The organism is Flavobacterium sp. NLM (assembly GCF_002210235.1).
Classification (GTDB): domain Bacteria; phylum Bacteroidota; class Bacteroidia; order Flavobacteriales; family Flavobacteriaceae; genus Flavobacterium; species Flavobacterium panici.
On the sequence record NZ_LIAC01000007.1, the window covers coordinates 1 to 14,793 of the forward strand.

11 protein-coding genes are annotated in these 14,793 nt (G+C 32.8%); 8 read left to right on the top strand and 3 right to left on the bottom strand.

All coding sequences use genetic code 11. The features are described from left to right. Positions 1–185 precede the first annotated feature (185 nt). The 5 genes from APR43_RS09705 to APR43_RS09725 all read left to right on the top strand — a co-directional run bounded on the left by APR43_RS09705 (position 186) and on the right by APR43_RS09725 (position 5,039). Complete coding sequence (locus APR43_RS09705; protein ID WP_053469927.1) at positions 186–674, top strand: nuclear transport factor 2 family protein; 489 nt, start codon at positions 186–188, stop codon at positions 672–674. Positions 675–937: 263 nt separating this feature from the next. After that, positions 938–2,320 (top strand): ammonium transporter, encoded by a 1,383-nt coding sequence (locus tag APR43_RS09710; RefSeq protein ID WP_053469926.1) that lies wholly within the window; start codon positions 938–940, stop codon positions 2,318–2,320. 833 nt (positions 2,321–3,153) lie between these two features. After that, the gene (gene trmB, locus APR43_RS09715) at positions 3,154–3,831 is read left to right on the top strand and encodes a tRNA (guanosine(46)-N7)-methyltransferase TrmB (protein WP_053469925.1); all 678 of its coding nucleotides are present in this window, start codon (positions 3,154–3,156) and stop codon (positions 3,829–3,831) included. 40 nt (positions 3,832–3,871) lie between these two features. Next, entirely contained in the window at positions 3,872–4,510 is a 639-nt protein-coding gene (locus tag APR43_RS09720) for a LysE family transporter (protein WP_053469924.1), read from the top strand. Between the two features lie 202 nt (positions 4,511–4,712). Then, a complete protein-coding gene (locus APR43_RS09725; protein WP_053469923.1) occupies positions 4,713–5,039 on the top strand; it encodes an MGMT family protein in 327 nt (108 codons plus the stop codon). A gap of 221 nt (positions 5,040–5,260) precedes the next feature. Here the strand turns inward: APR43_RS09725 and APR43_RS09730 are convergent, their stop codons facing one another. Together APR43_RS09730 and APR43_RS09735 are read right to left on the bottom strand one after the other, a co-directional pair. After that, entirely contained in the window at positions 5,261–6,586 is a 1,326-nt protein-coding gene (locus APR43_RS09730; protein WP_053469922.1) for a sensor histidine kinase, read from the bottom strand. Between the two features lie 207 nt (positions 6,587–6,793). Beyond that, positions 6,794–8,149, bottom strand: coding sequence for a sigma-54-dependent transcriptional regulator (locus APR43_RS09735; RefSeq protein ID WP_053470134.1), 1,356 nt, complete (start codon positions 8,147–8,149; stop codon positions 6,794–6,796). Positions 8,150–8,307: 158 nt separating this feature from the next. On the opposite strand from APR43_RS09735, the gene APR43_RS09740 reads away from it, so the two are divergent. From APR43_RS09740 to APR43_RS09755, 3 genes are all read left to right on the top strand, one after another. Further along, positions 8,308–9,552 carry an efflux RND transporter periplasmic adaptor subunit gene (locus tag APR43_RS09740; RefSeq protein WP_082356341.1) on the top strand — a complete coding sequence of 415 codons (1,245 nt, stop codon included), beginning with the start codon at positions 8,308–8,310 and terminating at the stop codon, positions 9,550–9,552. A 181-nt stretch (positions 9,553–9,733) separates the two neighbouring features. After that, the gene (locus APR43_RS09745; protein WP_053469920.1) at positions 9,734–10,441 is read left to right on the top strand and encodes an ABC transporter ATP-binding protein; all 708 of its coding nucleotides are present in this window, start codon (positions 9,734–9,736) and stop codon (positions 10,439–10,441) included. A 136-nt stretch (positions 10,442–10,577) separates the two neighbouring features. Then, complete coding sequence (locus APR43_RS09755) at positions 10,578–13,004, top strand: ABC transporter permease (RefSeq protein ID WP_053469918.1); 2,427 nt, start codon at positions 10,578–10,580, stop codon at positions 13,002–13,004. A gap of 64 nt (positions 13,005–13,068) precedes the next feature. Here the strand turns inward: APR43_RS09755 and APR43_RS09760 are convergent, their stop codons facing one another. Next, positions 13,069–14,688: a murein L,D-transpeptidase gene (locus APR43_RS09760; RefSeq protein ID WP_053469917.1), complete on the bottom strand. Its 1,620-nt coding sequence runs from the start codon at positions 14,686–14,688 to the stop codon at positions 13,069–13,071. Positions 14,689–14,793: the final 105 nt, after the last annotated feature.

Sequence of the window (14,793 nt, forward strand, 5' to 3'; positions counted from 1 at the left end):
TTTGTCATTTCGACGAAGGAGAAATCTCCGTAAGCAACTCCGCCCCCTAGAATCCAATCTTTGTCGAGCTTCTCGTGGAGATTTCTCCTTCGTCGAAATGACATAAAATGAGAAAAATTGGTTAAACCTGTAAAATCCGTGCGCCATCAAAAATTCCTTATCTTTAATCTCAAATAAAATCTCTCATGAAAAAAACAATTCTACTACTTTTATTCGTTGCTTCTTTTGCAAATGCTCAAACCGACAAAGACAAAATCAACCAAACTCTTGATGCGTGGCACAAAGCTGCTGGCGAGGTAAAATTTGATACTTATTTTAGTGCTTTGGCAGATGATGCAATTTACATAGGAACTGACGCAACCGAAAACTGGACGAAAAAAGAATTCTCAATCTGGGCAAAACCGTTTTTTGACAAAGGAACAACCTGGAATTTTAAAGCACTTGAACGTCATATCTTTTTTGACAAATCAGGAAAAATAGCTTGGTTTGATGAATTATTAGATACACAAATGAAAATCTGCCGTGGTTCTGGAGTTTTGGTAAAAGTGGGCAAAGAATGGAAAATTCAACATTATGTATTATCAATGACAATTCCGAATGACGAAGTTGATGCCGTAACCAAAATAAAAGCACCAATTGAAGATGCTTTGATTGCGAAGCTTCAAAAAAAATAAACATTTTTATGCTTTATTCTTATAAACATAACTTTTATAGGACTTTATAAGCATCGGTATCAAATTAATTATAATATAATTGACAATATTGGGTGTGTTTTGGAATAGTAAAATGAAAAACTATTAAAAAAGCGATCGGTATTTTACAAAATCAACTAAAATCAAAACACAACCACTATTTTAACAGCCCCTGAAATCTAAATATTTAATTTTTTTTAACTTTGACCCCAAAAAAAATAGGGTTCAATAAAGTATTTGAAAAAATGAAAATAGAGAAACGCTGGATCATTTCCTTTATCATTATCAGCATCGTTTGTATTATTGGGGCTTTTTGGCCAAATGTTACTGAAAATAGTTATGTATTGTCTGAATTTGGCACAACCGATCACATCGTTCCTGCGGATGTTGCCTGGATGTTAACTTCTTGTTGTCTGGTTTTAATCATGACGCCGGGATTATCTTTCTTTTATGGTGGAATGGTAGGCCGTAAAAATGTGATTTCGACAATGCTGCAAAGTTTTATCTGTCTGGGTGTGGTAACACTTTTATGGGTTGTTGTCGCTTTTAGTCTTGCATTTGGTGAACCTGTAGGTTTTGGTTCTGGAGATCACTTTTATAGTTTCTTCGGAAATCCAACCACTTTTGCCTTTATGGATTATGTAAATATCCTGCCTCATAAAAAATTGGCAAGTACAATTCCTTTTATGTTGTTTGCCTTGTTCCAAATGAAATTTGCTATTATCGCTCCGGCAATTATTACAGGTTCGTTTGCAGAACGTGTTCGTTTTATATCGTATTTATTATTCATCAGTTTGTTTACCATTTTTATTTATGCGCCTTTGTGCCATTCTGTTTGGTATCCAACAGGAGTTTTAGGAAGTTATTTTGGCGTAAAAGATTTCGCAGGAGGAACCGTAGTTCACATGAGTTCTGGTTTTGCAGCTTTGGCGGGCGTTTTAGTTTTAGGAAAAAGAAAAAACAGTCAGCATATTCCAACCAATATTCCGTTTGTATTATTAGGAACTGGAATGTTATGGTTTGGCTGGTTCGGATTCAACGCTGGTTCTGCGCTTGCTGCCAACGGAACTGCTGCTATGGCTTTTGCAACTACTACAACTTCATCGGCGGCAGCCATGTTAACCTGGGTTTTCTTCGATAGAATGAACGGTAGAAAAGTTTCTGCTCTTGGAGCTTGTATCGGAGCTGTTGTTGGTTTAGTTGCCATAACGCCAGCCGCAGGATTTGTTTCAGTTCCAGAAAGTATGTTCTTCGGATTCATTACCGCTTTGGTTTCAAACTCTGTTGTAAATTGTCGTTTATCAAAAAGATTTGATGATACGCTTGATGTTTTTGCCTGTCACGGCGTTGGAGGAATTATGGGAATGATTTTAACTGCGATTTTTGCGCATGGCGAAAATGCAAGTTTATTACACGGAGGCTGGAATGTATTTGCACATCATATGATGGCTTTAGTTCTGGTTTCAATCTTTACTTTCTTTGGGGCTTATTTCTTATTTAAAGTAACGAATTTCATTATTCCGCTTCGTGTTTCTGAAGAAAACGAACACATCGGGCTTGATTTATCGCAGCACGACGAAACATTAGATCCAAAATTAAAACCAATTACAGAACCGCATTACGGTTGAAAATAAAGTTTTGCCACGAATTTCACGAATTTTCACGAATTAATTTAATCAGTATGATCGAAAAAAAATTAGTGGAAATTTGTGTAATTCGTGGCAAACAATCTAAAAAATAAGTCCCTACACGACATTTTTATTACTATCACATTTTTTCTACCAATATAATCTCTCCGAGATATACAAGATTAGTGCTTAGAAAAATCTTTTTAATCCCAATAATCTGTGGCAAAAATTAATTCGTGAAAATTCGTGCAATTCGTGGCAAACAATCTAAAACGTATAGTCCCTACTGGACATTTTTATTGCTATCACATTTTTTCTACCGATATATAATCTCTACGAGATAAAAGATTAATGTTTAGAAAAATCTTTTTAATCCTAATAATCTGTGGCAAAAATTAATTCGTGAAAATTCGTGTAATTCGTGGCAAACAATCTAAAAAACATAAGTCCCTACGGGACATTTTTATTTATATCACATTTTTTCTACCAATATATAATTTCTCCGAGATAAAAGATTAATGTTTAGAAAAATCTTTTTAATCCCAATAATCTGTGGCAAAAATTAATTCGTGAAAATTCGTGCAATTCGTAGCAAACAATCTAAAACATAAATCCCTACGGGACATTTATATTACTATCACATTTTTTCTACCGATATATAATCTCTCCGAGATAAAAGATTAATGTTTAGAAAAATCTTTTTAATCCCAATAATCTGTGGCAAAAATTAATTCGTGAAAATTCGTGTAATTCGTGGCAAACTTATTTTAAACCTAATTCAACTATTTTCATTCGTTTATATTCCTTAATTTTGCTGAAAATTTTTGTAAAAAGTGGGAAGTAAAAATAAACTAAAAAGATTCAGAGAAAACGAAACATTTCAAAACGTTTTTCAACCAACAAGAGAAGAAGTTGTAGGCAATTTAATGCCTTTGAGAGGAAAATGGAATTCGGATTTCTTTAAAAATGATAATCCTCTGGTTTTAGAATTAGGATGCGGAAAAGGTGAATACTCAGTTGGATTAGCAGAAAAATATCCCAACAAAAATTTTATCGGAATTGATATTAAAGGTGCGCGTTTCTGGCGTGGTGCTAAAACTGCTGTTGAAACCGGACTTCATAATGTTGCTTTTGTTCGTACTCAAATCGAACTTATCAATCATATTTTTGCTGAAAATGAAGTGGATGAAATCTGGATTACTTTTCCGGATCCACAGATAAAATACAAGAGAACAAAACACAGAATGACCAATTCTGAGTTCTTGAAATTGTACAAAAAAATCCTTAAAAAAGACGGTGTCGTAAATCTTAAAACCGACAGCGAATTTATGCACGGTTATACGCTTGGACTGCTTCACGGAGAAGGCCACGAAGTTTTGTATGCGAATCATAATGTATACAGAAATGAAGGAAGCCCGGAAGAAGTTACTGCTTTTCAAACATTTTATGAAAAACAATATTTAGAAATTAACAAGGCAATTACGTATATTCGTTTTAAAATTAAAGACTAATTTAATTTTAAAAAAATCTTTTAATCGCTTAAACAACTGAATGGTATATCTTACTCCATTACTTTCAGGCTTTATTGCCGCTGCAATTGGGATTATTCCGCCGGGATTAATCAATATGACGGCAGCCAAAATAAACCTGAAAGAAGGAAAAAAGAATGCTTTATGGTTTGTTATTGGAGCGGTTTTAGTGATTTTTTTTCAGGTTTACGTCGCGGTTTTATTTGCGCAGGTAATCGACAATCGTCCGGATGTTGTTACTTTATTACGTGAAATAGGTTTTGTTATTTTTTCGATCTTAACGATATACTTTTTGTTTATTGCCAAAGAACCAAAAACCAAAAAGAAATCGAAGATTAAAAAGAGTAGTAAAAAAAGCCGTTTCTTTCTTGGAATGCTGCTTTCTGCATTAAACTTTTTCCCTATTCCGTATTATGTTGTCGTAAGTGTGACTTTGGCTTCGTACAATCTTTTTGTGTTTGAAAACAGCATTATTTTTACTTTTGTTTTAGGATCTATTTTGGGTTCATTTGCTGTTTTATACAGTTATATTGGTTTCTTTGAAAAGATCGAAAAGAAAACCGATTACTTAATGCGAAACATGAATACTATTATTGGAAGCATTACGGGATTAGTTGCCGTTGTGACGCTTTTTAATATTTTGAATTACTATTTCGGGTAAAATTTATAGGCCACAGATTTAACGGATTAAAATGATTTTTTTTTACTTTGGGGTTAAATATTTTACACGGATTTATTTAGAAGAACTAAAAGGATTTTAAAAAAAATAATCTGTTTAAATCTGCAAAATCTGCGAGAAACTTAATTTTTTATAGACCAAGAAAAATCATTTTAATCCGTTAAATCTGTGGCAAAAAAAAATTATGGCTGAGGAAAATTTTTTCGAAAGAGTTTATGTGATTGCCAGACAAATTCCGTTTGGGAGAGTAACTTCTTATGGCGCAATTGCAAAGGCTTTGGGAACCGCACGTTCTGCACGAATGGTAGGCTGGGCAATGAATGCGTGCCATAATATGGACGATGTTCCTGCACATAGAGTCGTAAACCAAAAAGGTCTTTTGACAGGAAAACACCATTTTGACGGAACTAATTTAATGCAGCAGCTTTTAGAAAACGAAGGCATTAAAGTGGTAAACAATCAAATTGTCGATTTCGAAAAACACTTTTGGAAACCTGAAGTGCAGTACTAAAATTTTTCACCATATAAGTGATATAAGTTCATTTTAGAGCTTCCTGCAAGGTTTCTAAAACCTTGTAGGTATAAATATCTTTTAACTAATTACCTATAATTGGTAACTATAAAATACCTACAAGGTTTTAGAAACCTTGCAGGAGACGCGAAGGAAACTTTGTCAAAGTTGAATACTAATACTTCTTTTTAAATGAACTTATATCACTTATATGGTTCATATCAAATAAGGCAGATCACAAAGCTGGTTTTATCTTCATCGGTTTGGTAGCTTAGGTAGCCGCCATGCGCTTCGATAATGTTTTTAGAAAGCGTTAAACCAATTCCGGCGCCGTCTTTTCTGGTGGTGAAAAAAGGAAGAAATATTTTGTCCTGAATTTCAGGGTCGATTCCTTTTCCGTTATCCGAAATTGAAATGAAAAAACGATTGTTTTCCGTATAACTCGACAAATACATTTTCTTTTCGTTTTTCTCTTTTAGAGCATAAACACTATTGGTAATCAAATTAATAATTACCTGTTCCATTTGGTTTTTATCAATCATAATAGAACGTGAACTGTGAATATCGTTTATCAATTCGATATTTTCCGCTTTCAAAATCGGACTCATAATTCGGAGGCAGTCTTCAAAAAGAGCATTTATCGGAGTCATTTGTTTCGTCGGTGTTGGCAGCATGGCAAGTTTACGGTAGTTTTCTACAAAAACCTGCAAATGATCGCTTCGGTTTATTATGGTCGAAATACTGCTTTTGATGTCGTCAAAATCATCTTCTTCTAAACTTTCCTGATCGACAATATGGAGTAAATTCTGCGAAAGCGCACGAATTGGCGTTAATGAATTCATTAATTCATGCGAAATAATCTTCATCAAATTAATCCACGCTTCTTTTTCTTTTTTCTCAATAACACGCTGAATACTGTCTAATAAAATGATATAATATTCTTTATTATAAGTTTGTGTTCGCGAAGTCTGTAGCATAAAAGTCTGCAAATCCTGTTCTTCAATTTTAATTGAAATTGCCGATTTTAATTCGCTGAAATCTGTTTTTTCAATTTCATTGCAAAGTGAGGGCAGGTAATTTTTAAGGTATTTCCAATGACTTACTTTTGGAACTTTAAATAAATCTGAGAAACAGTCATTCATCAAAAATATATCCCAGTCTTCGTTTCCTTTTTCAAGAATTAAAGCTGCGGTGTCAATATTATTTAAAAGCGAACGGTAAATCATTTCTTTCGATGTCTGTTCTTGCTGTTGTACTTTTAAATATTCATATAAAAGATACAGGCTTTTAAAATTGTCTTTTTTATTCTCTTCGGGGAAATTGGTAGAAAAATCATTCTGAAGAATCGAAAGCAAAGTTCTGTCGTAAAATTGGAGTTGGTTTTTTACATAAAGATACATTTCGGCTAAAAATATAAAAGCAAAAAAGCCAACCAAAAGTGCATTATAATAGAACATTTTATAGATAAGAAAAACGCAGACAAAAAAGAGAATCATTACAAACAAGACTCTCACAAATAAAGCGTTATAAAATTTCCAGTTTTTCATTGTTTTTTTTTATTTGCCACAGATTAAAAGGATTAAAATGATTTTTTATACTTTATCTTGAAATCTTTAGTTTCCCACAGATTCTGCAGATTTTGGGGATTAATTATAATTCATTTTTATCAGCTAAATCTCCAGAATCTGCGAGAAACTAAAATTTAGGTAAAAGAAAAATCTTTTTAATCTGTAAAATCTGTGGCCAAAATTATCTTAGTTTTTCAAATCGTATTTTTCAATTCTTCTGTACAAAGCGGCTCTTGATAAACCTAATTCTTCGGCGGTTTTTGAGATGTTTCCGTGATGTTTAAAAAGCGCTTTCTCGATTGCTGTTTTTTCCATTTCAGATAACGGATTATCATCATTTTCATGAATTTCTTCAAAATCGAGAATATCTAAATCGGTTACAGAAATCGTGTTGTTTTCGGCTAAAATAAGGGCGCGTTCTATTTTATTTTCCATTTCACGAACATTTCCTTTCCACGGATACTTTTCCAAATATGGCGCGACATTTTCTTCAAAATGCCATCCCGAAGCTTCGGGACCATGATTGTATTTTTCGGCGATATTTTCAAGAATAAAATTTGCCATCGGGACAATATCATCTTTTCTTTCGCGTAACGAAGGCAGATTTATTTCCATTGTATTAATTCTGTACAGTAAATCTTCTCTAAAGGTTTTATTTTTCACCTCAGCTTTAATATCATTATTTGTTGCCGAAATTATTCTGACATTTAAAGGTCTTGGTTTGCTTTCGCCTAAACGTGTAACGGTTTTAGTCTGCAGAACGTGCAATAATTTTGATTGTAAATGAAGCGGAATATTCCCAATTTCATCCAGAAAAATGGTTCCGTTCTGCGCCATTTCAAATCTTCCAGGCGTATCGGTTTTGGCATCTGTAAAAGCGCCTTTTGCGTATCCAAAAAGTTCGCTTTCGAATAAATTATCACTTAAAGATCCTAAATCAACATGAATAAAAGGTTCTTTTTTTCGTACCGAATTTTGGTGGATAAACTCTGCAAAAACATATTTTCCGGTTCCGTTTTCGCCTAAAATCAAAACATTTGCATCTGTTTTAGCTACTTTCTCAGCAATAGAATACGCTTGTTTTATCTTTTGAGATGTACCTACAAAATATCTTTTTTCTGTTTTTTCAACAACTTGTTTTTTGCTGTTTTTTCGGCTTTCGGCAACAGCCTTATCAATTGTTTCGAGTAATTTTTCGTTATGCCAAGGTTTTAAAACATAATCAAAAGCGCCAATTTTTATTCCTTCAACCGCTGTATCAATTTTTCCAAAAGCGGTCATTAAAATGACAATTGTATTTGGTGAAAGGGTTTTTACTTCTTTCAGCCAATGAATTCCTTCTCGTCCGTCTTCAAAACCAATTCTATAATTCATGTCCAGCAAAACGACATTAATTTCGTTTTCGCTCAAAATTGAAATGATTTTTTTGGGATTGTTTGTTGTAAAAATCGTTTCAAAATGTTTTTTAAGAATCATTTTTGCCGAAAAAAGAATTTCTTCCTGATCGTCAACGACTAATATTTGGGCTTGCTTTTTTCTCATACTGATATTTTTTGTCCGATTTTGAACGGTCAACTGTTCATTATCGAACACTTTGTTTTTGGATGTTTTTTAAAGCCTGTTTAAAATCAGGGCTTTGCAAAAAATAAATTTTATGGCACAGTATTTACCTATTGATTATCAGTAAATTATTTAAAAAAATGGACACGATAATTCCTCGTAAAAATAGAAAATTTAGATATCTCACAATAGCAATTGGAGTTTTTTTAGCTTTGGCCGCAATTCTCTTTTTTTCTTTTAATTCAAAAAGAAGTTTAAATGTAAAAGCCGAGGAACTTTCGATTCATAAAGTTGAAAAAGCTTTTTTTGAAGATTTTGTGGTTTTTCAGGCAAAAGTTGAGCCGTTAAATGTAATGCTTGTAAACGTTACAGAAGGAGGATCTGTAAAAGAGATTTTTGTAGAAAACGGCGCAATGGTTACAAAAGGGCAATCGCTTGCTCGTTTATACAATCCAAATACAGAACTGAATTATCTGACTCAGGAAACTGCTATTATCGAGCAAATTAACAATTTAAACACAGGAAAACTAAACATTAGAAATCAGGAATTGAATTTGACTAAAGATTATGTTTTAATCGAACATGATTATAATGATGCTAAAAGATTGTATGATTTAAATGCAAAATTGTTTGCCAAAGATGTGATTTCAAAAAACGACTGGAATACTTTTAAGGAAAGTCTTCGTTTTCAGGAAGAACGCAAAAAAACAATTCAGCAAAGCATTCAAAAAGAAAAACAATCGAATCAATTGCAGATTTCTCAAATTAACCGTTCGATTCAAACAATGGAAATGAGTTTGGAGATTTTAAGAAACAATAAAAAGAATTTTTTGATTACTGCTCCAGAATCTGGCCGACTGACTTCTTTTGAACCGGTTTTAGGAAAAACGTTTCAGGCTGGAGAAAGCATTGGGAAAATTGATTCTAAAAAAGGATATAAATTATCTGCCGATGTTGATGAGTTTTATTTGGAAAAAATTCGCGAAGGTTTAAAAGGTCAGGTTGAATTTAAAGGAAAAACACTGGAAGTTATTGTTACTAAAGTAATTCCGGAAGTTAAAAACGGGCATTTTATTGTAGAATTAGCTTTTACATCTAAAGAAGAGATTGCTTTGCAGGACGGTTTAAGTTTTGGAGTAAAGCTGATTTTATCTGAGAAAAATAAAATTCTGGTTGTACAAAAAGGAAGTTTTAACCAAGAAACTGCAGGAAAATGGATTTTTGTAGTAAAAGGAAATAAAGCCGAAAGAAGAAATATAAAATTAGGAAGAGAAAATCCTTCGTATTATGAAGTTCTGGAGGGTTTGAAAGAAGGCGAATCTGTTGTGATTTCTTCTTATTCAGATTATAAGGATATTGAGGAACTTTCGATTCAGTCGCAGTAATTAGTTTACAGTCGCGGTGTTCAGTCGCAGTTTAGCAAATGTCTGCCACGAATTTACACTAATTATTATACGCATTACGAAAAATTAATTCGTGAAAATTCGTGGAATTCGTGGCGAAACCAAAATATAAAAACATCAATCATCAATCAAAAAACGTAATTAATAACTAATCTTTTAAAATATGATAACGATACAAAATTTAACCAAAGTATTTAGAACAGAAGAAGTTGAAACTGCTGCTTTAAGCGGTATTAATTTAGAAATTAAAAAAGGGGATTTTTTAACTATTATGGGGCCTTCTGGCTGCGGGAAATCTACTTTACTAAATATTATCGGGCTTTTAGACAGTGCAACTGACGGAAGCTACAAATTATTAGATCAGGAAATGATTCATTTAAAAGAGAAAGGAAGAGCTGCTGTTCGTAAAGAAAACATTGGTTTTATTTTTCAAAACTTCAACTTGATCGATGAACTTTCGGTTTATGATAATATCGAACTGCCTTTGCTTTACAACAATGTAAAAGCATCAGACAGAAAACAAAAAATTGAAGCTATTGCTGAGAAACTAAATATTTCACATCGTTTGAAACATTTTCCGCAGCAGCTTTCAGGAGGTCAGCAGCAAAGGGTTGCGGTTGCAAGAGCTTTAGTTAATGATCCTAAAATTATACTTGCCGATGAGCCAACAGGAAATCTGGACAGTAAAAATGGTAATGAGGTAATGGAACTTTTAACTGATTTACATGCTAAAGGTGCTACAATTTTGATGGTTACCCACTCTGATTATGATGCTTCTTTTTCGCAAAGAACGATTCATATGAAAGACGGTGTTATATTCTCTGAAAAATTAAATCAACGCAATGTTGATGTTTTTATGGACGCTAAATAATCGAAAAAATGATAAAATTTGTTATTACTGCAATCTTAGTTCTGGTGGGATTTGTTTGCAAAATTTTTACCCTTCTATAAAAGGCAAAACAGCCTTTAGACCAAAAAATAACTAACGTAATTATAAAACTTATACCATGATTTTTAACTGGTTTAAAATATTTATTTATCATTTAAGGCAAAGCAAATTGTTTTCGCTTTTAAATGTTTTAGGATTGAGCATTGGGGTTGCCAGCGTGATTTTTGCCATTTTATACTGGAATAATGAGCACGCTTACAATCAATGGAATCCGGAGAAAGAAAATGTATATCAGGTTCTGAATAAAATAGGAAGAACCGGAGACACCTGGGCTACAAGTTCAATTCCGTTTGGACAAACCTGCAAGGCAACAATTCCTGAAATTGAGCAGATTTCCTTTATGCATAATTGGTATAACGAAGCTGCTATAAAGTATCAGAACAAAAAAGTAATCGATAAAAAGATAACAGTAACGGATAATAACTTTTTTGATTTTTTTCCTTTTCCAATTATAAAAGGTGCTAAAAAAGATATTTTAAAAGATAAAAACAGCGTTGCTATTTCTGAAGAACAGGCTAAACTGCTTTTTAATAATGAAGATCCTATCGGAAAATCCATTACTTACAATGATAAGTCCTATATCGTAAAATCTGTTTATCGCATTGTGACACCTTCTTCTATTGAACCTAACTATGTTTTTGGTGACATTGTGCGTGAAAGTGATATTAACAGCTGGGGTAATTTTAATTATGGTTTGATGATTAAAATTAAAAAAGGTGCTGATCCTGTTTCGGTTTTGAAGAAAATGCATAACGTAAATTATGTAAACAGAACTCTAAAAGATGCTAAAGAAAGCGGACAGACGGTTGAGCAGTACATCAAAGAAAATGGAGAAATAGAGATTATACTTGACCAGCTGAAAACGCTGCATTTACATGGCACAAAAACTTCGGGATCTGCTACTCCGGAGTTTAAAGGAAACCTACAGCTTATTTATATTATGGCTGGTTTATCAATATTAATTTTAGTTTTATCATTGGTAAACTATATTAATCTTGCCACAGCTTCTGCCATAAAACGTGCTAAGGAAGTTGGTGTTCGTAAAATTGTTGGTGCTTCAAAAAACCAAATTATAGCGCAGTTTATATTCGAAACAACAATAATTGTAATGTTGTCTATTTTGTTTGCTTTGGCAATTGTTGAACTTTCTCTTCCGTATTATAATTCTTTTTTAAGAAAGACTTTGACTATGAATGGCGGTGAATTTTACCTGCAGCTCATTTTGATTTTTGGATTAGTAATCATTCTTGCGGGTATATTCCCTGCCATTTATATCTCAAATTTCGAAACTTTAAAAGTTTTAAAAGGTAATTTCTCCAGAAGTAAAAGCGGTATCTGGATTCGAAATTCGATGCTTATTTTTCAATTCGGAATTGCAACATTTTTTATCATTGGTGCTTTGATCGTAAATTCTCAGGTAGATTATATGATGAATAAAGATCTTGGTTTTAATGGTAATCAGGTTATCAGAGTTCCATTTAATCATAACGATTATAAAACAAAGGGTGAAAAATATCAATTAACAAAACAAGAAGTTCTTAAAATATCAGGCGTTCAGGACGTTTCTACTTTTGCCGGTACATTTGGTAACAGTACTAATTCTAGTTCTGGTTTTACGCACAATGGTGTTTTTGTTCAGCCGCGAAATGTTGAAATGGATTTTGGTTTTCTTGATATGATGAAAATTAAAGTGGTTGAAGGTCGTGATTTATCTCCAAAATTTGCATCAGATACTGTTAGCAACTGGCTTATAAATGAAACACTGGCTAAATCATTAGGACTTAAAAATCCTATAAATACGGTGATCACTTCTGGCTGGGGAGATGAAAAGGGAAATTTAAAGTTTAAAGTTGTTGGAATTGTAAAGGATTTTCACATTACGGGATTGCAGAATAAAGTTCCGCCAATGATTTTTGTTAATCTTAAAACATTGAAATGGAATAACTTTGATAATGTATATATAAAAGTTTCTCCAAATAATTTATCTGAAACATTAGAAAAATTAAAAACATATTGGGAGAAAAATGTAAATCCAGATTATCCTTTTGATTATGAATTTGTAAACAAAGGATTTGCAAAAACTTATGAGCAGCAAGTCAAACAAAAAGATTTGTTTTTTATCCTGAATCTGGTTGTAATCACGATTGCTATTTTTGGACTGTTTGCTTTGGCATCATTTTCGATGGAAAGAAGATTGAAAGAAATTGCGATTAGAAAAACACTTGGCGCAGAAACTGATGTTTTACTGAAAGAATTATCTAAACAATATATTCTTTTCTGTTTAATGGGATTTGGAATTGGAATTGTTCCGGCTTATATTTTATTGCAAAAATGGCTGGAGGATTTTGCTTTCAGAATTAATGTTTCGCCCGTTCCGTTTAGTATTGCGCTTGTTTCGCTGTTAGTTCTTACTTTGCTGATTGTTTTGGCAAAAGCGTATCAGGTAACCAAAATAGACGTTTTAAAATATTTAAAATACGAATAAACTTGTAGACCATTTTTTTAAAAGAATCCCCGTCAGATATTAGAATCTTGACGGGGATTTGTTTTTATTTTAAGGCAACCGGATCAGCATACAGCAGTTTATCTAAACGTTTATCGCGGTCATAAACATCTGGATAGAAGCCAATTTCGCCGTCATCGTTTACCCAGGCGGTAAAATATCCTATATAAATTGGAATTTTATTTTTGAGCATGCAGGTAGTTTCTTTTTCGCCGCTCATCGCCTGATTAATTTTATCAACCGGCCATTCAGGATTGTCTTTTAAAATTTCTAGTGCCAGTTGTTTGGCTTCTTTTACATTAATACAGCCGTGGCTGAAAATTCGTTTTTCAAATTCAAATAAACTTTTTGCAGGTGTATCGTGCAGGTAAATATCATTTGGGTTTGGAAACATAAATTTGACTAATCCCAAAGAATTGTCCGGACCTGGTTTTTGTCTTACATGGCCTCCATTCCATTCCATATTATGATCAGCGAGATAGTTTTTATCTTCGGCTATTTTCAGTTTTAATTCATTTTGAATAATGCTTGTTGGAACATACCAATACGGACTAAAAACAATTCGGTCGATATTACCGCTAAAAATCACCGTTTCTGTCATTCGCGTTCCCACAAAAACATCCGAAACCAAATCATATTTTCCATTCTTTACATAAACCAGTCTAAACGACGGAATATTTACCATTACATATTCATCTGCTTTTGCCAGTTTAGTGGGAATCCATCTGCAGCGTTCCATGTTCAGCATAATGGTGCGGATTCTGTTTCCAATTGGCTCGTTCATCTGATCAATTTGTTCTTTTGTAAAAGTATAATTCAGTTTGAGTCCATATCGTTTTTTGTATTTTAAAACGGCGTCCATCATTTCCTGATCATAATATTGACTTTTAGAATCTTCTTTTAAATCACCAACTACAAACAAACGTTCTCTAATTTGCTGGATAACTTTTCCGCTGTCTAAAGGTTTTAGCTCCTTAAAGTTTGCTTCGTCAATCTCGATTTTTTTCCAAAGACCGTTTTTTTCAATATTTCGATATCTCTGTAAAACATCCTGAAGTTTATAATATTGGCCAAAAAGAAGGTTTTCATCCTTATTCAATCGGTTGGGATCACCCATTAACGAATCTAAAATTCGATCGTACGAAATTGTTTTGGCTGGAAGATACCAGCCAATTTTTTTCAAAGTCTCTGCATCCACTCCGGAATATACATTACTGGCATAAAATACATACATATTTGACAACAGCAGTTCTGTGTCTATTTGCGGCAGTTTATTTGAAACATTTTCATTAAAAACATTGTCAACCAAGTCCATATAAGGCATTTCGGCATTGATTCCCTGCTCTTCTAAAAGGCTTACTTTATGATATAATAAGGCGCCAAATTCGCTGATACTTTTATCATCATGCCAAATAGTGTTATATGCTTTCTTTTTATAAAGATCTTCAACGTCTTTTTGATATTTTTTTAGTTTGGGATACTTCGCATAAAAGTTATTTATTGAAGCGGCATCAATTGTTCCTAAAACGAATTTGTTTTTGAGTTTAAAAATGTTTTCAAACTCAGAATTTTCATTTTTAATTTTCGATGTATGGCTTGCCGCATTAATAGAAAACATTAAAAAACTACAAGCAATAATTACAGTAAGAGAAGTAAAATTTCGCATATTTTTAAGGTTTAAATTTTTAATATTAAATCATTTAAAAAATATCGAAAACTCATAACGAAGCTCCAAAAATAAGTTTTCATACTTTTTTGTACTATTTGGAAA

Coding starts and splice junctions, on each gene's coding strand:
- APR43_RS09705 (WP_053469927.1), top strand. CDS start 186: ATGAAAAAAACAATTCTACTACTTTTATTCGTTGCTTCTTTTGCAAAT.
- APR43_RS09710 (WP_053469926.1), top strand. CDS start 938: ATGAAAATAGAGAAACGCTGGATCATTTCCTTTATCATTATCAGCATC.
- APR43_RS09720 (WP_053469924.1), top strand. CDS start 3,872: ATGGTATATCTTACTCCATTACTTTCAGGCTTTATTGCCGCTGCAATT.
- APR43_RS09725 (WP_053469923.1), top strand. CDS start 4,713: ATGGCTGAGGAAAATTTTTTCGAAAGAGTTTATGTGATTGCCAGACAA.
- APR43_RS09730 (WP_053469922.1), bottom strand. CDS start 6,586: ATGAAAAACTGGAAATTTTATAACGCTTTATTTGTGAGAGTCTTGTTT.
- APR43_RS09735 (WP_053470134.1), bottom strand. CDS start 8,149: ATGAGAAAAAAGCAAGCCCAAATATTAGTCGTTGACGATCAGGAAGAA.
- APR43_RS09740 (WP_082356341.1), top strand. CDS start 8,308: ATGGACACGATAATTCCTCGTAAAAATAGAAAATTTAGATATCTCACA.
- APR43_RS09745 (WP_053469920.1), top strand. CDS start 9,734: ATGATAACGATACAAAATTTAACCAAAGTATTTAGAACAGAAGAAGTT.
- APR43_RS09755 (WP_053469918.1), top strand. CDS start 10,578: ATGATTTTTAACTGGTTTAAAATATTTATTTATCATTTAAGGCAAAGC.
- APR43_RS09760 (WP_053469917.1), bottom strand. CDS start 14,688: ATGCGAAATTTTACTTCTCTTACTGTAATTATTGCTTGTAGTTTTTTA.